At 69.7% G+C, this 18,325-nt stretch carries 18 protein-coding genes; 7 read left to right on the top strand and 11 right to left on the bottom strand.

The window, feature by feature from the left end; genetic code table 11:
- Positions 1-61: 61 nt before the first annotated feature.
- The 9 genes from ACLBWX_RS15890 to otsB all read right to left on the bottom strand — a co-directional run bounded on the left by ACLBWX_RS15890 (position 62) and on the right by otsB (position 8,366).
- A complete protein-coding gene (locus tag ACLBWX_RS15890; RefSeq protein WP_056469351.1) occupies positions 62-391 on the bottom strand; it encodes a hypothetical protein in 330 nt (109 codons plus the stop codon).
- Positions 392-603: 212 nt separating this feature from the next.
- Positions 604-1,464 (bottom strand): 3-deoxy-8-phosphooctulonate synthase, encoded by an 861-nt coding sequence (kdsA, locus tag ACLBWX_RS15885; RefSeq protein ID WP_447677990.1) that lies wholly within the window; start codon positions 1,462-1,464, stop codon positions 604-606.
- Between the two features lie 9 nt (positions 1,465-1,473).
- On the bottom strand, positions 1,474-1,986 hold the full coding sequence (locus ACLBWX_RS15880) for a hypothetical protein (RefSeq protein WP_447677989.1): 513 nt from the start codon (positions 1,984-1,986) through the stop codon (positions 1,474-1,476).
- Between the two features lie 39 nt (positions 1,987-2,025).
- Positions 2,026-2,499 (bottom strand): hypothetical protein, encoded by a 474-nt coding sequence (locus ACLBWX_RS15875; RefSeq protein WP_447677988.1) that lies wholly within the window; start codon positions 2,497-2,499, stop codon positions 2,026-2,028.
- Between the two features lie 82 nt (positions 2,500-2,581).
- Positions 2,582-3,877: an aminotransferase class I/II-fold pyridoxal phosphate-dependent enzyme gene (locus ACLBWX_RS15870; RefSeq protein WP_447677987.1), complete on the bottom strand. Its 1,296-nt coding sequence runs from the start codon at positions 3,875-3,877 to the stop codon at positions 2,582-2,584.
- 285 nt (positions 3,878-4,162) lie between these two features.
- Complete coding sequence (locus ACLBWX_RS15865; RefSeq protein ID WP_447677986.1) at positions 4,163-5,692, bottom strand: Do family serine endopeptidase; 1,530 nt, start codon at positions 5,690-5,692, stop codon at positions 4,163-4,165.
- Positions 5,693-5,778: 86 nt separating this feature from the next.
- Entirely contained in the window at positions 5,779-6,519 is a 741-nt protein-coding gene (locus ACLBWX_RS15860) for a DUF2459 domain-containing protein (protein ID WP_447677985.1), read from the bottom strand.
- Between the two features lie 14 nt (positions 6,520-6,533).
- Entirely contained in the window at positions 6,534-7,544 is a 1,011-nt protein-coding gene (locus tag ACLBWX_RS15855; protein ID WP_447677984.1) for a glucokinase, read from the bottom strand.
- Between the two features lie 66 nt (positions 7,545-7,610).
- The gene (otsB, locus tag ACLBWX_RS15850) at positions 7,611-8,366 is read right to left on the bottom strand and encodes a trehalose-phosphatase (RefSeq protein ID WP_447677983.1); all 756 of its coding nucleotides are present in this window, start codon (positions 8,364-8,366) and stop codon (positions 7,611-7,613) included.
- A gap of 160 nt (positions 8,367-8,526) precedes the next feature.
- Between otsB and ACLBWX_RS15845 the strand changes: the two genes are divergently transcribed.
- A complete protein-coding gene (locus tag ACLBWX_RS15845) occupies positions 8,527-9,021 on the top strand; it encodes a DUF427 domain-containing protein (RefSeq protein ID WP_447678034.1) in 495 nt (164 codons plus the stop codon).
- Positions 9,022-9,108: 87 nt separating this feature from the next.
- Here ACLBWX_RS15845 and ACLBWX_RS15840 read toward each other — a convergent pair whose 3' ends face one another.
- Entirely contained in the window at positions 9,109-10,227 is a 1,119-nt protein-coding gene (locus tag ACLBWX_RS15840) for a metallophosphoesterase (RefSeq protein WP_447677982.1), read from the bottom strand.
- A gap of 221 nt (positions 10,228-10,448) precedes the next feature.
- On the opposite strand from ACLBWX_RS15840, the gene ACLBWX_RS15835 reads away from it, so the two are divergent.
- Complete coding sequence (locus tag ACLBWX_RS15835; RefSeq protein WP_447677981.1) at positions 10,449-11,675, top strand: serine hydrolase domain-containing protein; 1,227 nt, start codon at positions 10,449-10,451, stop codon at positions 11,673-11,675.
- Positions 11,676-11,756: 81 nt separating this feature from the next.
- On the opposite strand, the gene ACLBWX_RS15830 is transcribed toward ACLBWX_RS15835, so the two are convergent.
- On the bottom strand, positions 11,757-12,419 hold the full coding sequence (locus tag ACLBWX_RS15830; RefSeq protein WP_447677980.1) for a DUF2147 domain-containing protein: 663 nt from the start codon (positions 12,417-12,419) through the stop codon (positions 11,757-11,759).
- Between the two features lie 319 nt (positions 12,420-12,738).
- Between ACLBWX_RS15830 and ACLBWX_RS15825 the strand changes: the two genes are divergently transcribed.
- The 5 genes from ACLBWX_RS15825 (at position 12,739) to ACLBWX_RS15805 (ending at position 18,237) form a co-directional block, all read left to right on the top strand.
- Entirely contained in the window at positions 12,739-13,326 is a 588-nt protein-coding gene (locus tag ACLBWX_RS15825) for a phosphatase PAP2 family protein (protein WP_447677979.1), read from the top strand.
- A gap of 84 nt (positions 13,327-13,410) precedes the next feature.
- Positions 13,411-14,286 (top strand): SDR family oxidoreductase, encoded by an 876-nt coding sequence (locus ACLBWX_RS15820; protein ID WP_447677978.1) that lies wholly within the window; start codon positions 13,411-13,413, stop codon positions 14,284-14,286.
- Between the two features lie 318 nt (positions 14,287-14,604).
- Positions 14,605-14,820: a hypothetical protein gene (locus ACLBWX_RS15815; RefSeq protein ID WP_447677977.1), complete on the top strand. Its 216-nt coding sequence runs from the start codon at positions 14,605-14,607 to the stop codon at positions 14,818-14,820.
- Between the two features lie 610 nt (positions 14,821-15,430).
- Positions 15,431-15,997, top strand: coding sequence for a TetR/AcrR family transcriptional regulator (locus ACLBWX_RS15810; RefSeq protein ID WP_447677976.1), 567 nt, complete (start codon positions 15,431-15,433; stop codon positions 15,995-15,997).
- A 245-nt stretch (positions 15,998-16,242) separates the two neighbouring features.
- A complete protein-coding gene (locus ACLBWX_RS15805) occupies positions 16,243-18,237 on the top strand; it encodes a DUF3313 family protein (protein WP_447677975.1) in 1,995 nt (664 codons plus the stop codon).
- Positions 18,238-18,325 lie beyond the last annotated feature (88 nt).

The following is an 18,325-nucleotide window of genomic DNA, read 5'->3' as shown; positions in this document are numbered from 1 at the left end:
CACGCAAAAGGGCAGCCGGCTCGCACCGGCTGCCCCCGCAAATCGGACAAAACCCGATGGTTCAGTAACCGTAGCCGTAGGCGGGCGCGCCGTAGCCATAAGCGGGACGGGCGTAACCGTCACGGTAATAGGCGTCGCGGGCAGCGCCGGCGGCGATCGCACCGGCCGCGAGACCTGCGATACCGAGGCCGACGGCAGCGCCGGTTCCGATCCCACGGCGACGGCCGCCGTAGGCATAGCCACGGCCGTAACCCCGACCGCCATAGGCATGGCCGTGGCCGTAGCCGCCGTGTCCATAGCCGTGGCCGCGCGGACCGGCCTCGGCCGAGGTCGCGGCAGCGAGGCCGCCGAGCGAAAGGGTCAGGGCAGAAACGAGGGCGAGCTTGCGCATGATATCCTTCGGCATTCGAAAACGTATTGGATATTCCAACGTCAAGCTGACGCGATCGTTCCCTCAGGCCATCGGAAGCGGCAGATGCACGGCCCGCATCATCGGTCTTGGTGAATCAATCCCAGTCGATCGCGTGCGCTCCGGCCCTGCCTGGACTTCCCGTAACAGGGCTGGGATCTCCGCAGTGCCTGAAGGCCGCGGGCTGATGGTGCCTAACTGGTGGTGCGCGCCTTGGCGAGGCGATCGAAGGCCTGCAATTCGGCGAGCAGTGCTGGCAACTGCTTCAGCGGCACCATGTTGGGTCCATCGGAGGGGGCGTGGTCCGGGTCGGGATGGGTCTCGATGAACAGACCCGCGACCCCCACCGCCACGGCGGCGCGGGCGAGCACGGCGACGAATTCCCGCTGACCGCCCGAGGTGGCACCCTGTCCGCCGGGCTGCTGTACGGAGTGAGTCGCGTCGAACACCACCGGAGCGCCGTGCGTGACCCGCGCCATGATCGGCAGGCTGCGCATATCCGAGACGAGGGTGTTGTAGCCGAACGAGGCGCCGCGCTCGGTCACCAGCACGTTGGGATTGCCGGCTCCGGTTACCTTGGCGGCTACGTGCGCCATGTCCCAGGGCGCCAGGAACTGGCCCTTCTTGACGTTTACCACCCGTCCCGTGGCGGCGGCCGCGAGCAGCAGGTCGGTCTGCCGGCAGAGGAAGGCCGGGATCTGGAGCACGTCGATCACCTCGGCCGCTGGGGCGCACTGCGCCGCCTCATGCACGTCGGTAAGGACGGGCAGACCGAAGCGCGCCTTGATCTCCGAAAAGATCGGCAGCGCCTCGGAGAGACCGAGGCCGCGCGCGGTGGTGCCCGAGGTCCGATTCGCCTTGTCGAAGGAGGCCTTGAAAACGAGGCCGATCCCGAGCCGGTCCGTCATCACCCTCAGGGCATCCGCGATCTCGATCGCGTGGTCGCGACTCTCGAGCTGACATGGACCGGCGATGAGTGCGAAGGGCAGATGATTCGCGAAGGCGACTTCACCGGCGGTGACGATGGGGGCGGCGGAAAGGGAAGTCTCGGACATGGGGTCGGTCTAGACCGGCCGGGCTCCCGCGGGAAGGCCGGCGCGGCGGCGAAGCCCGGCCCGGGCGCTCGGCACCAGCACGCAGCGGGTGCGCGGCGACGCGAACGGGTCGACGTCGGGGGCCGTCTCGCAGCGGAGCGCCGCGCGCCCGGCGATGCCCTGCCGCGGCTGTCCCGTGACCAGGGCGTCTTGGTGCAGGCCGAGGGCGAGAGCCTCGACCGCCGCGGGCTTCGCTCCGGTGAGCGCTCCCGCGGCGAGGCCGATCAGCGCGTAGTAGCGACGGGCCGGCTCGCGCTCCAGCGCGGAAAAGGCCATCCGGCGGGCCCGGCAGTCGAGGCTCATCCGCTCGGCATCGGCCGCGCGAAACACGGCACGGGACCCCTCCCGCCCGGCGAGCGACGCGCCTGTCGCGCGGATCATCCGCGCCGTCAGGGCATCGCAGGCATCGGCCGCCGTTGCAGGCGTTGCAGCCCCGAGGACCAGGGGAATCATGATCGCCGCGAGCCGGATAGGAAACATCATCGGCTCGATCTAGCGCAGGGGGTGCCGACCGCCCACCGCTTACCGCCGCTGGGCGATCGAACCCGTGGCTTCACCCTGGCAGGCCTCGTGAGCATGGGAGCGCAGGACCCGCGGCAGGTGAACCGGATGCGCGCCGGCTTCGTCCTCGAAGGTGCCGGTGAGCGCATCGGCGCCGGCGACGCCCTGGAAATGAAGCGGCCCGGCTTCGGTCTCCACCGCGAAGCTGATCGCTTTGGTGACATCGTCGAGGGTGACTTCGGCGGCTGCACGGGGGCCGGGATGCCCGGCCCCCTCGTACGTCAAGCCGTCGCCATTGGGTGAGCGCCGCAGGGTGATGCGCTGGCCGGTCCGTGTGCCGCTCTCCGGCAGGGTGCAGAGGTCGGCATAGACGAAGGTGCCGGATGCCCAGGCGGTACGCGCCTGGACCGGGTCCGCTTCGGCCATGAGGATGCCGAGGGCCAGGCCGAGCAGGATTCGCCCGATCGAACGCTCAAGAAACGTCGCCGCGGTCACCGTCCTCAGGGTCACCATCGCGTTGCCTCCCGGATGCACGCCGCATCATCCGGTGCCGACGTTTCCGGATTGCGACAGGGTTTCAGGCCGCCGTGCGTGCGCGGGCCCGGTGCTCGGCTTCGAGGGATGCAAGAAGGATGCAGAGGGCGATGCCCTCGGCCGCCTTCGTGACGTCGCCGAGGCTGGGGAAGGTCGGCGCGAGGCGCAGGACGCTGTCCTGGGGGTCGCGGCCGTAGGGCGAAGTCGCCCCGGCCGGGGTCAGGGCGATACCGGCCTCCTTGGCGAGCCTCACCACCTCGGTTGCCGTGCCCTCGCGAGCCTCGACGGTGATGAAGTAGCCACCTTCGGGCCGCGTCCAGCGCGCGGCGCCGGTGCCGGCGAGGTGGCGCTCGAGGGCCTCCTGCACGGCCGCGAACTTCGGCGCGATGAGCGCACGGTGAGCATCCATGTGGGCCTGGAGCCCGGCGCCATCGCGCAGGAAACGCACGTGCCGCAGCTGGTTCAGCTTGTCGGGGCCGATGGTCTGCTTGGCGGCACGGGCCAGGAACCAGCGAGTATTCTCGGGCGAACCCGCAAAGATCGCGAGACCGGCCCCCGCCAGGGTGATCTTCGAGGTCGAGGCGTAGAGGAAGGGGCGGTTCGGATGGCCGGCCTCGGCACAGACTGCCAGGATATCGCGCACCGGGTGGCGATCGGTGGTGAGGTGGTGCACCGCGTAGGCGTTGTCCCAGAACAGGCGGAAGTCGGGGGCGCCGGTCTTCATGGCGGCGAGGCGCCGGACGGTCTCGTCGGAGAAGATCTCACCCGATGGGTTGGCGTATTTCGGCACGCACCACATGCCCTTCACGGCGGGGTCGGCGACCAGCTCCTCCACCAGGTCCATGTCCGGACCCTGACCCGTCATCGGCACCGGGATCATGCGGATGCCGAACTCCTCGCAGAGGGCGAAGTGGCGGTCGTAGCCCGGGACCGGGCAGAGGAAGACCGGCGTCTCACCCTGCGACCACGGCCGCTCGGAGCCCGGGACGCCCTTCAGGAGCGCCCACACGATGGTGTCGTGCATCAGGGCCAGGCTGGAATTGCCGCCGACCACGATCTGGTCGGCCGGCGCATCGATGAGGTGGGAGAACAGCGCCCGCAACTCGGGCAGGCCCTGCTGGCCTCCGTAATTGCGCGCATCCTCGCCGGCCGCGGTGGTGTAGTCGCCGTTGCCCGGCAGGGTGAGCATGCCGGTCGAGAGGTCGAGCTGCTCGGGCGCGGGCTTACCGCGCGTCATGTCGAGCTTGAGGCCCCGAGCCTTGAAGGCGTCGTAGGCGCTCCGGGCCCGCGCGTGCAGGTCCGCGAGTTCAGCCGTGCTGCGGTCGGCGATCGTCGTCATGCTGAGTCAGGTCCGGATGGGCGCGCGCGAGCGGTCTGAGAAGAGCGCGCACCATGACGCCTCGCGGCGCCCGCGTCACCCCGCGCGGGCGCGGGGCTCGGGGTTTCAGGGTTGCGTGGCATGCCAGGCGGCGCGGCCCTGTGCGTCTGCCCCGATTGGAAATGGCTGCCGCATAACGCATCGAGGGATCATCCGTCGCAGACGCGAAAGCGCCGGCCCTCGGGGGAGGACCGGCGCTTCGGCGTTCTGCTGACGGCCTCCGAGCGGCGAGGCGCCAGCCCCGGATCAGCCGGCCTTGTTCAGGGCCACCGCGACGAAGCGGGTGACGCCCTTGGCGCTCCTGACCCGCATCAGCACCGCTTTGCGGCCGCTCGACTCTGCGGAGCGGACACGCTCGGCGACCTCCGAGGGCTGCGAGACGCTGGAGCCGGCCACATCCAGAATGATGTCGCCCTGCTCGATGCCCTTGGCCGCGGCCGGACCGTCGGGATCGACTTCCATCACCGCCACGCCCTCGGAGCCGGCCCCGACTTCCGAGGCCGGGGCGAGGCTGAGGCCCAGGCGCGGCTGCCCGTTGGCCGAGGAACTGCGGTCGGTGCTCGCCACCTTGGTGTCGTTGGGCAGGACGCCCAGCTCCACCGTCGCGGTGTCGGATTTGCCGCCGCGCAGGTAGGTCAGCTCGACCTTGGCCCCCGGCTTGATGCCGGCGATCTTGCGGGACAGCTCCTTGGCGTCGTTGATCGGTGTGCCGTTGACCGACTCGATCACGTCGCCGGACTTGATGCCCGCCTTCGCCGCGGGCGTGCCTGCCTCGGCATGGTCCACCAGGGCGCCCTTGGCCTTGTCGAGGCCGAGGCCGTCGGCGATGTCCTTCGTCACCGGCTGGACCTGCACGCCGAGATAGCCACGCGCCACCTTGCCGTCGGCCCGGAGCTGGTCGACCACCGCCTGCACGGTCTCGGCCGGGATGGCGAAGGCCAGGCCCACGCTGCCGCCGGAGGGCGACGCGATGGCGGTGTTCACGCCGACCACCTCGCCGCCGACGTTGAAGGTCGGGCCGCCGGAATTGCCCTTGTTGATCGGCGCATCGATCTGCAGGAAGTCGTCATAGGGGCCGGCGCCGATGTCACGTCCGCGGGCCGAGACGATGCCCGCCGTCACCGTGCCGCCGAGCCCGAACGGGTTGCCGATGGCGACGACCCAATCACCGACGCGGGGCGCCGACTTGCTGAGCGAGACGTAGGGGAAGGTGCCGCCCTCGGTGATCTTAAGGAGCGCGAGGTCGGTCTTGGGGTCCTTGCCGATCACCTTGGCGTCGAGGGTGCGGTTATCGTCGAGGGTCACCTGCACGGACTTGGCCTTGTCGACCACGTGGTTGTTGGTGACCACGTAGCCGTCCGCCGAGATGATGAAGCCGGAGCCCATGGCGCCGCGTTGGCCCTGGCGCTTGGGCGTGCCGAAACCTTGGCCTGGACCGCCTTGGCCTGGACCACCCTGGCCGAACCGCTTGAAGAACTCGCGCAGCTGCGGCGGGACCTGCTGGTTCTGACCGGGGCCGTCCTCGTCGTCGGAATCGGCGCTGTCGTCGAGCTTTACTTTCACGGCGACGACGCCGGGCTTCACCTTGTCGACAACGCTGGCAAAGGAGCCCGGCGGGTGGTCGGGGGTCTCGATGGGGTTCTTGGAGAGGGATTGGGCGTAGGCCGGGGTAGCCGGCTGGGTCAGGCCGACACCGGCGGCGCCGGTCGCCACGAGGGCGGCCACGGCGACCGAGGCGAGGGCGTTGCGGCGCAGGCGATTGGGCTGAGCAGACATAGGAGTCTCCGGATCGGGGGGCCGCCATCGGCAGGCCGTGATCCGGTTTGTAGGGGGCGGCGTCTGACCCGGGCGTGGCGTGAAGATTACGGTTTGGACAGGTTCGCGGTCGGCGGCGGTAGAGTCAGGAGGCCGGCCCGCCAGCGCAGGTCGAGGAGCAGCCCCGCCGGGTGTGTGTCGAGGACCGGGGTGACGGGCAGACCGGCGGCATTCAGCAGGCGCGCCGCCCAATGATTGCAGACGTTGGCGTAGGAGAAGCGTCCCGCTCCGTCATAGAACAGGCTCGGTCCGTAGAGGCCCGGACCGCCGGCCACCGGTTGCCCGTCCACGAGGCGGAAGCTCCCCTCCAGGCGGGCGAGGAGGCGCGCGAGGCCCTGGCTCGAGACCCGAAGCGGCACGAGGTCGGAAGCCGGGAAGCTGTCGCGGACCGGCCGCACCAGGCCGACCACCTGGACGCTCCCGTCCCGGCCGCCCGGCGTGAACAGGGCCGCAAGGGCGAGGCCGAGATCGAACTCGGCCAGAGTCGGGGTCGCCCTGTAGAAGCGCGCCTCCCCCCAGCCGAACTCGATCTCCGCATAGGCGCGAAACCGCGTGGCGATGCTGGCGAGGGCCGGTCCGCTCCCCGCCCCGGTCAGGGCGGTCCGCGGCAGCACGAGGCCGGAATGCCAGCCGTGCGATACCAATGTGATCGCGGTGCCCTCCGCGTCGGACGCCGGATAAAGCTTCGGGTCGCCCGGCCGCGCCGTCACCAGCGCGGCGAGGACGAGGAGGCCGACCAGGATGGCGAAGACGCTGGCCAAGGCCGCCAGTGCCCGGCCCGCGCGCACGGCGATGCGATCGGTCAGGACGCCTGCCAGACCTGGCCGTGATAATCGAACCGGTCGGGCTGGCTCGCCAGGGCAGCGAGGCCCGTCAGCGCCGGATCGTGCACGGCGATCACGCTGGTCGGGATTGCCTGCATCTGCGCGACGAAGGGCGGCTTGTTCTCGAAGGCCGCGCGGAATGCGCCGCGCCGGAACACTTCGATGATCCGGGGCGCGATGCCGCCGCCGATATAGACGCCTCCGGTGGCCAGGAAGGTGAGCGCCAGGTCGCCGCAGACGCGGCCCAGGAGCTTGGCGAACAGGTTGAGGGCGGCCGCCGCGTCCGGGTCGGTGCCGGCGAGCCCGGCCTCGGTGATCGCGGCGGGGTCGAGCCGCGGCCCGTCCGCGCCGGTCCGCAACCGGTGCAGGCCGGCATAAAGCCGGGTCAGGCCGGGACCGGAAAGCAGGGTCTCGACGGTGACGCGGCCTTCCACCCGCTCCAGATGCGGCCAGAGGGCGAGCTCGGCCGGCGAGCTCGGCCCGAAATCGACGTGGCCGCTCTCCGTGGAGACGATGACCAGGCGCTGTCCCACCGGCAGCAGGGCCGCTGCGCCGAATCCGGTGCCGGGCCCGAGGACGAGGCGTGCCCCCTGGTCCCCGGCCCGGCCCTCCTCCCGGTCGGGTCCGATGGGCGTCAGCTCGGAGGGGCTGATCCCGGCGGCACCCGCCGCCACGGGCACGTAGTCGTTGACGACCACCGAGCGCGACAGGCCGAAATCCTGTCCGATCCGCGCGCCCTCGATCACCCAATGGGCATTGGTCAACTGGACCGCCGGTCCGTCGACGCGGGCCGCTACCGCCAGGATGGCCGAGCGCGGGGCAGTGCCGCTCCCCTTGGCCAGGGAAGCGCGGATCGCAGCACTCGGGTCGGGGTGGCCGGCCGTCTCCTCGTGGGAGAGGAGGACCGGTTTCGCCTCCGCCTCGGGAACCAGCGCGAATCGGGCATTGGTGCCGCCGATATCGCCGACGAGGACGGGAAATTCGAACATGTGCGCCGCTTCCGTCTGGGGCCCGGGAGAGAACGGGGGTGGAGGTGATCGGTCGGGGATGTCGTCTCAGGCGGCCGGCAGGGCGTCGGGGTCGACCTCGGCCCCGTCGGCCCAGGCGTAGAGCAGGCGGCGCACGTCCTCGGGATCGATGAGGCGGCGGGAGGCGATCGTTTCGGCCCCCCCGATGCGGACGCTCACGCCGCCATCGGCGTTGACCACCGCGAAGGCCTTCTCGTCTGTAAGGTCGTCGCCGAGGAAGATCGCCCGGCGGCCGGCATAGGGAGGGTTCTCGGCGAGCGCCCGGATGGCGTGCCCCTTGGTGGCGGAGGCGGGCACGATCTCGCCGACAGCCTTTCCGAGCTGCAGTCGATAGGCGGATCCGAGGGTAGCGACCGCGGCCTTCACGGCCGCTTCGGCCGCGTCCGCGTCGCTCGGCGTGGCGAGGCGCCAATGCACCGCGACCGAGGCGCCCTTGTCCTCGATCAGCACGTGCTCGAGGGCGGCCACGGCCGCGTGCAGAGCCGGCACCTGGGCTCGCAGCTCCGGGTGATCCGCGGCGGAACCGCCCGAGACGACGCCGTCGACCCGGCGCTCGACCCCGTGCAGGCCGGCGATGTCGAAGCGGGCGGGGGTCAGGAAATCGTCGATCACCCCGATGGGGCGGCCCGTAACGATGGCCAGGGCGCCGCCGAGCCGATCGCGCAGCCGCTCCAGGGCCGGGGCGAGGGCCGGGTCGACCCGGACCTGGTCGGGCTTGGGCGCGATCTCCACCAGGGTGCCGTCGAAGTCGAGGTAGAGGGCGAAGCCGGTCGGGTCGGTCACGCGGGATGTCCCTTCGTCTGATCCGGGCCTGCGCTAGCATGCCCTGCGCCAGGGGAAAACGCGGGACGGGGGAAATCAGGGCGTGGGAAATCGGGGCGGGCGCAACACCCTGCCCTATCTGTCCGGACTTCCGACCCCGAACGGCAAGGTCCCCGATCGCATGTGGCCCACCCCGATCCCGCCCGGCCCGAACGAGGAGAGCGTCTGGGACTATCCGCGCCCGCCCAGGCTGGAGGCAGCCCCTGATCGCCTGCGGGTGGTACTCGCCGGCCAGACCATCGCCGATACCGATGCCGGATACCGGGTGCTGGAGACCAGCCATCCGCCGACCTACTACTTCCCGCCCGGCGATGTGGTGGCCGGCGTGCTCGGGCCCGCCCGGCGGGCGGGCATCTGCGAGTGGAAGGGGCGCGCCGTCCTGTACGAGGTCGCGGCGGGCGGACTTCGCGTCGAGGGCGCCGCGTGGGCCTATCCCGACCCGACGCCGGACTTCACCGCGATCGCGGGCTACATCGCCTTCTATGCCGGCCCGATGGAAGCCTGCTTCGTCGGCGATGCGCGGGTGACGCCGCAACCCGGCGGCTTCTACGGCGGCTGGATCACTCCCGGCATCGTCGGCCCGTTCAAGGGCGGCCCCGGCAGCATGGGTTGGTGAGGCGCGGGCCGGGCTGCGCCGGCACTGTCCCTCCGTCCGAAATCCCGCCGAAAGGCGCCGAGGCACCTGCTGCGAGCGCCCGCTCCGTCAAGTCGCGCGGCGCAGGGTGATGCGGGTCAGTTCGGACGGGCGGCCGAGCCGGAGCGCGAAGCCGGCCCACAGGCCGGTCCCGTTGTTGACGTAGAGGATCATGCCGCCGACCTGGTAGGCGCCGGAGACGAACCCGTTGTTGCCGCGGGCCACCAGCCGGTCCAGCCCGACGATCATGCCGCCGTGGGTATGGCCGGACAGCTGCAATGCCACGCCACGCGCGGCGGCCCGGGCGGCATTCGCCGGCTGGTGGTCGAGCAGCACGATCGGCGCGTCCGCGGGCGCGCCCGCCAGGGCGGCATCGAGGTCTGGACCCGGATGGCCAGTGGCGGGCGCCGAACGGTCGGTGACCCCTGCCAGCACGAGCGCGCCTCCGCCCCGCGTCACGACGGCATGGGCATTGGCGAGGATGTGCATCCCCATGCTGGCGAAGTGGCGCATCCAGGCGTCGACATCGAAGAAGTATTCGTGGTTGCCGGGGATCGCCCAGACACCGTCCCGCGCCGCGAGGGCGCGCAGCGGTTCGACGTCGGCCCGCCGCGTCGCGAAGGATCCGTCGATGAAATCCCCCGTCACAAGGATCACGTCCGTGCCGAGCCCATTGGCGCGCGCGACGACCGCCTGCGCCCATTCTGCGGGGAACAGGCGGCTGATGTGCAGGTCGGTGAGGTGCAGGATCGTATAGCCCTCGAAGGCGGGCGGCAGGTCCCTGACCGCGACTGTGACGTCCTTCAAGGGCGGCACGCGCACGGCCTGCTGGACCGCGATCGCCGCGAGCAGCGCGACCGCCAGGGCGGCCCCCATGCGCCATGCGGTGGAAACCTCCCAACCCCCGCCGGGCAGGGCCAGGGAGGCCAGGGCCGCGGCATCGAACGCGAACAGCAGGAGGGCCAGCAGGATGATCGCGCCGAATGCCCCGCTGAACAGCATGACCACGGGCCGCGGGAATTCGGGCGAGAAGACGGACCCCGAGGAGAGGCGGCTCCACAGGTGGTACTGTGAGGCGACCAGCAGGATCACGGAAAGACCGAGCTTGAGCGGGAAGGGCCAGGGCAGCGGCCAGACGCCCCGGGCGATGACATAGAGGCAGGGCAGGCTGAAGATCAGATGGATCATGGCTGTTCCATGGACCGGGGCACGGTCCGCGCGCAAAGCTTTCCGCTGGCGCGCGCGGGGCGGCTCCGGATCCGCGACCCGCCGGCCCGGAGAGGCCGGGCAGCCTGCGAGGCGGGATGGGGTCTGCGGTCGATCGCGTCTGCGCGCTGGCGCACGCCGGGGTTTGCGTCGTCCGGCCGCGCCGCTATGCCGGCGCGAAGGGCCAGAGCGGAGCAGGTTTGATGCACGGTGAGATCGCAAGCGAACCGCGGGCCCTCGGGCTCTGCCCGGACCGCCTGGAGCGGATCGACGGCTGGATGCGCCGCCTCGTCGACGACGGCAAGGTCGCCGGGCTCTCGGTGATGCTGGCCCGCGGCGGGAAGACCGCGTTCTTCCGCGCCCATGGCCGTGCCGACATCGCCCGCGATACGCCCTTCGCGCCCGAAACCATCGCGCGCATCTACTCGATGACGAAGCCGCTGACCTCGGTGGCGGTGATGATGCTCTACGAGGAGGGGCTCTTCCAGCTCGACGACCCGATCACCCGCTTCCTGCCGGAGTTCTCCGACATGCGGGTCCTCACCGGCGGTAACCGGGCGAAGTTCGACAGCGAGCCCGCCCGGCGCCCGATCACGATCCGGGACCTTCTGACCCACACCTCCGGCCTGACCTACGGCTTCATGGAAGCGACCCTGGTCGACGCCCTCTACCGTCAGAACGGCGTCGATTTCGGGGAGGCCCAAGAGGCGAGCCTCGCCGAGGTGGTGGGGCGCCTCGCCCGGCAGCCCCTTCTCGCCCAGCCCGGCACCGAGTGGAACTACTCCAACGCCACCGACGTCCTCGGCCACCTCGTGGCGGTGGTTTCGGGCCAGGACTTCGCGGAATTCCTGCGCCGGCGGGTCATCGAACCCCTCGGCATGGTCGACACCGATTTCCACGTGCCCGCCGGCAAGCTGCCGCGCCTGGCCGCGAACTACAGCCTGTTCCGGGACCGTACCCTGAAACTCTACGACGATGCGGTGGGCAGCCGCTTCGCCCGCCCGCCGGCTCTCGCCTCGGGCGGCGGGGGCCTCGTCTCGACGGCGTCCGACTACATGCGCTTCTGCCGCTTCCTGCTCGGGCGCGGCGCGCTCGACGGCACCCGCCTCCTCGGGCGCAAGACCGTCGACCTCATGCTGACGAATCACCTCGACGGGGACCTGGCCGCCATGGGCCAGCCGCGCTTCTCCGAGACCGCCTATACGGGCATCGGCTTCGGCCTCGGCTTCTCGGTGATGCTCGATCCGGCCCGCGCCCAGGTCGTCGGTACGCCGGGCGAGGTGGCCTGGGGCGGACTTGCCAGCACCGCCTTCTGGGTCGACCCGGCCGAGGACCTCGCGGTGGTGCTGCTGACGCAGCTCATTCCCTCCTCGGCCCTGCCCCTGCGACGCGAGCTGCGCGTGCTCACCTACGCCGCCCTGGTGGATTGAGGGACGTCCGGAACGCGAACCGCCGCCGGCCCGGGGCGGGACGGCGGCGGTTCAGGACTTGTTGCCCGGAGCGGCGCCGGTCTACTCGGCAGGCGCCGCCGCCGGAGCGGCGCCCGGCTTGGCCGCCGGCTTCGGCGCCGGCGGCTTGGCCGTACCGGTCGCGGCGGCCGCACCCGCTCCGGCGGTTGTCGGAGCCTTGGGCGCCCATTCCGCATCGGCGCGCGGGCCGCCCGGGCCGTTGGTCGGGCCGGTGAGCTGGCCCGGCACCACGTCGTTGACCCGGTTCCAGGTCTGCGAGCCGCAGAGGAAGCCGAGGAGGCAGCCGCGCACCGACAGCTCGGTCGGCTGATCCGACCACATCGTCACGTCGTAGAACTTGCCCTCGTCGGCGTTGTAGATTTTGCCGCCGTAATGGCCGTCCGGCTGCGGCTTCAGGCCCATGATCAGCTGGAGGCCGAGGGAGGGACGGGACTGTTTCTTCGGATCGGGGTTCTTGAAATCGATCCGGGGCTGGCCCTGGTCGTTCAGGGGCACCTTCAGCCAGACCACGTAGCCGCACAGGTTGGTGTTCTGCGGGCCGCACTTCTCGGTGCGGATGCGGGCGCGCCCATCCTCCGTCAGCCAGGTTCCGCTGGCCTCATTGGGGGCGGCGGCCATTGCGAGACCCGGCAGAAGGGCGGCGGCGAGGCCGGCCAGGGGCGCCAGCCGGCGCACGGCGCCCGCGATGGTGGATCGATTCGTCATGCTTCCAACAACCCTCATGCGCTCGCCCCGTGGCGACCCGCCCTCGTCCGCAGGACGGCAAGCGCTTGTCACGTGATGCCTCGCCATCCGATGCGAAGGTGACGGGATCATGGCCGGCGCCGTGGGAATCCTGCAGATTCGCCCGGATCGTGCGCAGGATCCGCGCCGACGGTGCCGGACCTCGCCTGCCTCGACGGCGAATGGACCATCGCCGTCGGGAGACCGGTGCGGGGCGCTGCGAACGATCTGCCAAGGTCCGCGTTTACGGCCGGGCTTCCCGGGGACGGCGGACGGTTTGATGCGCGATGGATCGGTCGGGATGGCCCGACGCTTCGAGGCTGCGGACATCCGTGTCGGCCTGTCGCTCGCCCGGGCCAAGGACACCCGCCGGATGCGGGCGCTGGCGGCGGCGAGCGAGGCGGGTGGCTGGAAATGGCTGCTCGCCCTCTCCACCGGCACCCTGGCGCTCGGTTTGCTGAAGCGGGACCCGCGTCTCGCCGAGGCCGGGCGGCACATGCTCGTGGCCGGCATCCTGGCGGCGGCCACCAAGACGACGGTGAAGCGGGTCGTGCATCGGACCCGGCCCAACGTTCTGATGGACCAGGGTTTTTACGAGAAGGGCTGGTTCGGGCCGAATGTCGGGCCGTGGCAGTCGTTTCCGTCGGGACACTCGGCCCTGAGCGTCGCCGTGGCGACGGCCGCCGGCCGGGCCTATCCCGAGGTCCGGGGCGTCGCGACCGCGGCGGCCCTCGGGGTCGTGGCGGTCCAGGTCCTTCGCGGTGCGCATTTCCCGGTGGACGTGACCGCCGGGGCGCTGATCGGGCTCGCGGCCGAGGCGGTCGACCACCGGGCCGCGCTCGGGCGGGACGCCGTCGCCGGCCTCGCGGCGCGCGGTATACCAGCGTGATCGTGTCGAGGTCGCGCGGCATCGCGCTCCGGGAACGCGGCGACGCGGCCTCCGGTTGACGCGGCGTTCCAATGGAGACGCCGCGTGACCGACAACCCCCTGACGACCCATCCCCGGCCGCCCTTCGAGGGCCAGCCGCAGAGCTTCCCCGGCAAGACCGGCAAGATGGTGCCCGAGCCGGATCACGGCGAGGAAAGCTACCGCGGCTCGGGCAAGCTGACGGGCCAGGCCGCGCTGATCACCGGCGGCGATTCCGGCATCGGCCGGGCGGTGGCCATCGCCTTCGCCCGCGAGGGGGCCGACGTGGCGATCGCCTACCTGCCCGAGGAGCAGGCGGATGCGGAGGGCGTGGCCGGCTGGGTCGAGAAGGCCGGCCGGCGTGCCCTCCTGCTGCCGGGCGACCTGAAGGACCCGGCCCATGGCCGCGCGTTGGTGGAGCGCACCATCGCCGCGTTCGGCCGCCTCGACGTGCTCGTGAACAACGGCGCCTTCCAGCAGCCGAACCAGGGGCTCGACGCCATCGAGGATGCGGTCTTCGAGGACCATTTCCGCACCAACGTGTTCGGGCCGTTCTACGTGACCAAGGCCGCCCTGCCCCACCTGAAGCCCGGCGCCTCGGTGATCTTCACCTCCTCGGTGAATTCCAAGCACCCGATGCCCTCGCTGATGGCCTACAGCGCCACCAAGGGGGCGCTCAGCAACATGGTCCTGAGCCTGGCGCAGCTGCTGGCGGAGAAGGGCATCCGGGTGAACGGCGTGCTGCCGGGACCGATCTGGACGCCCTTCATCCCCTCGGGGATGAGCGAGGATTCGGTGAAGTCCTTCGGCAGCCAGGTCCCGTTCGGGCGACCGGGCCAGCCTGCGGAGCTCGCCTCCGCCTACGTGATGCTGGCCTCGGCCGAGAGCAGCTACACCTCCGGCGCCCTCGTCACCGTGGCCGGGGCGATGCCGGTCCTCTGAACGCGCTCCGCGCCGGGCCGAACGGTTCGGCGGGTTCGCGCGTTCCTGTCGACTGGGAGCGGGAGGGCGGGATGCGTACCTGGAGGGCGATGGATCGGGCCCCGCATGACGGACGCTGGATCATCGCGATCCACCGGTCCGATCCGGACCGGCGCGCGGTGATCCGCTGGGACCCGGCGAGCCTCGGCGATCCCAAGCCGTGGCACGTCGCCTCCTGCCAGCACAGCTACCCGGCCGAGGCCTTCACGGACTGGATGGACTTCCCCGATTGTCCGCCCTCCGCCGAAATCCTCGAACCCGTCACCGCAGGAGGTCACGATGCCACGCGAAGCGATGGGTCCCCTCACCCTGGACGTTGAGTGCTGCCCCGAGGACGCCACCCGGTACCGCTGGACCGTCCGGGAGGCGGACCAGGCGGTGCGGAGCGCCCCCTACTCCCTGCCCGATGCGGAGGCCGCCCTGCGCCAGGGCCGCGCGGCGATGGCCGAGGCGGTCGCCCTGTGCCGCGACACCGAGATCCACGGGTCCGACTGAGCCGGCTCTCCGGAACACGGCTCGAAACGCACCGTCGGGGAACAGGGGCCGAAGCCCGTGGGCGGGGGCTCGGCGCCCGCATCGGATCGCGGCGCAGGCCGACCCGATCCCGGGCGGGTCGGGGCGTGTCCGGTCCATCGAAGGCCGCGACATTCCCGCTGCGGCAGGACAGGATGCGATCGGATCGCATGCCGCTCGGGTGGTCCGGCGCCGACGAAGCGGACCCGGCAACCTGAGGCGGCGGCCGACCGAAGCATGGCGTGGACGCCGATCGACGCCGCCTCCGAAAGCGGTCGTTCGTCCCCCCGTGACCGGCAGCCCCCCGCAGCGTCGGCAAGAGCGCCAGGAAGGGGGCCATCGCGTTCGCGCGACGGAAACCTTCGAAACGGATGTCTGCCGAAGGGGTGGAGCGGACAGGAAGCCGACGTTCAGGCCCCGTCCGGACGGCCGATCGTCATGGCCCCCGGAAGAATAACACCGGGAGCGCTTGCACTTGGACCGTCCCGGGTGGATCGACGGTCCGATGTGCTTGAACGCACACGATACGGCCTCTATTAAAATGACTGACTAGACGCTCTTCTTTATCGTGCTACCTTGAATGGACAGGGCCATGGCGAGACCAAAAAACGAGGATCGGCGAAGCGCGATCGTTTCCGCTGCGATCCGTGTGATTGCTGCTCATGGCCTCGAAGCCTCGACGGCAGCGATCGCGAAAGAAGCAAAAATCTCAAACGGGTCTTTGTTTACATACTTCACCACAAAATCAGATCTTCTTAATCAAGTTTATGTAGATCTGAAGGAAGAGATGGCGGCGATTTCTTTCCAAGACTTGGGTGCGAAAGACGATCCCAAGGAGCAAATGCGACAGCTATGGTCACAACGATTGCGCTGGGCCGCATCATCTCCTGAGAAGCACAGGGCGCTCATGCATCTCACGGTCTCCAACGAGATCACACCGCAGAGTCTGGAAATCGGGCAAAGAGCCATGGCGGGCATCACCCGTATGTTGGAACGAACACACCGGAACGGCCCCATGAGTCACACGTCGATGGCTTTCGTGACGGCTCTCGTCCTGGCCGTCTCCAACGCGACTGTCGAGCTTATGATCAAGGACCGGGCGAATGCCGAGACGCATTGCGCGACGGGATTCGACGCGATCTGGCGCATGCTCAGCTGAGTGGGCGCGGGAACCCAATCTGCGGAATGGATATCGTCAGCAGTGATTGGTTATTGTCGGCAGAACGTTTCTTAATGGTCGGATTAATTTCAGAATACAGCCGTTAATCTCAGGTCTGTCAGGTTAAATCTTTTCAATTAATCTTGCAAGACATACAAATAGCGTCTGCTGAAAAACAAGAAATACAGTTTTCTAATTCGTAACAACGCCACAACTCGATGATCCATCTTCGGGATAGCTGAATCATGCCCAATTTACCGAACAGTGCCGCCGATGGCAGCGAAGATCTCGATCGCCGCCGCTTTGCCGCACTTCTGCTGGCGGCCACTGTCGGTGGGGTCGTCCCCAACCTTCCGACCGACGTGTCGGCGCAAGCAGATCCGCCCACCGGTCGCGTCTTCGAGTTCGCTTGGACGGACACCCTTCGGGCGCGCGCCGTGCCCGCGCGATTGTACTGGCCGGCCACGGCTCAGGGACGGGTTCCCCTGATCGTCTTCTCGCATGGTCTCGGGGGCTCGCGGAACGGATACCGCTACCTCGGCGAATACTGGTCGGCGCATGGATATGCGAGCCTGCACGTGCAGCATACCGGCAGCGACGACTCGCTCTGGCGCGGCGATCCATTTCAACTCGTCGCTCGCCTGACCGATGCCGCTCGCATCCAGGAGGCCGTCCAGCGCGCGCACGATGTGAGCTTTGCCCTCAACCGCATCCTCGATCCGTCGAAGAGCCGCTTCGGCGCGACGATCGATACCAGCCGAATCATCGCGGCAGGACATTCTTACGGAGCGAACACGGTGCTGATCCTGGCCGGTGCTCGTGTTCATCGGGATGGGAAAACGATACGCGCACCGGATGCCCGTATCCGGGCCGGCATCGCCATCTCGGCGCCCGCTTTCTACGGGGAAACGGATCTCAAGTCTGTCTTGGGTGGCATTTCCATACCGACCCTGCACGTCACGTCCACGGGCGATGACATCAATATTCCGGATTATCGCTCCGGTGCGGACGACCGCTACGCCGTCTACGAAGCCGTGGGGACGCGCGACAAGCTCATGACGGTCTTCGAGGGGGGGTCGCACGGCATGTTCACCGACCGGCCGCTGACGGGTGGGGTGGTTCTCAATCCTCAGGTCAAATCCGCGACGGCCGAACTGACGTTGGCGTTCTTCGACCTCGTGTACCGCGCCGACCGCCTGCCCCTTTCGGCCTGGACCGAAAAGTGGGGGGCCATCCTCGCATCGCCGCCCCGGATCGCGCCCACGGCCTTCGCGCCGCCTCCCGCCGCTCGCAGGCGTTCCCCGCGTTCGGCCCTCCGGGGCGGTCGAGACGGAAGCGATGGGACGAACGGCCGCGCCCGTCCGGTCGTCGCTCAATCGACCGCTTCGGGCCGTGGGATTCCCCTGAAGCTCAAGCGCATCCTCGGCATCGTCGGGCCGCTCCTCCTGTCGGTCGGCTGCGTGACGGCGCCCCCGCGCGGAGCGAGCTCCCTCAGCTCCGAAGGCTTGGTGCGCTCGGATGGCGTGCTGACGCAATCGATGATCGACGTGAAGAAGGAGACGGTCCTCGCCGCACAAACGGTTCGCATCGTCCCCACGCGATTCGCGGCCGACATCGGCGATATCGGCATGGGACCCGGTCAGCGAGCGCTGATCGCCAATGCGACCGATCGGGCTCTGTGCAGGGCCCTCGGGGAGCGCCTCGAAATCGTGACGGATCACACGGCGGACCTCACGGTCAGCGCGACCGTGACCCACGCCACGCCGACAAATCCGGCCGCGTCCGGTCTTTCGCGTGTGGCTTCCGTCGGCGTTCCGCTCATGCTCCCGGGCATACCCATGTACGTACCACGGCTGCCGATCGGTTTGGGCAGCTTGTCGGTCGAAGCGGAAGCGAAGGACAAACGTGGGCGACGGGCGGCCGCGATGATCTGGGGACGCAGCGCGGACGTGATCACGAGTGAGCCGCGCGTCTCGACCGACGGGGATGCCTACGACCTTGCCGGCGTCTTCGGCGAAGACTTCGCGAATCTTCTGGTGACAGGGGAAAGTCCCTTCGCCGAATGGCCTCGGCTGCCGCGCTCCAAGGAAGTGTCGCGCGCGCTCGGTCTGGGTCCCGACGCGGTGGCTTGCGACGCTTACGGGGCCTCACCCGGATTGGTCGGACATATCGGTCGTCGGATCGGACTCCCGCCGGATTGGACCGATCGCGGTGCACCCGCACCCGACAAGGCGCTTTGAAGTCGAAACCCGATCGGCTCGATCGTGCGAGAGGCCGTTCGGAGCGGGGGGCGGACGCCGTCCCCTCAACCGGCGGCGGAGGTTTTCC

Source organism: Methylobacterium sp. M6A4_1b (assembly GCF_053345175.1).
This window is presented reverse-complemented; position numbering and strand designations above follow the sequence as displayed.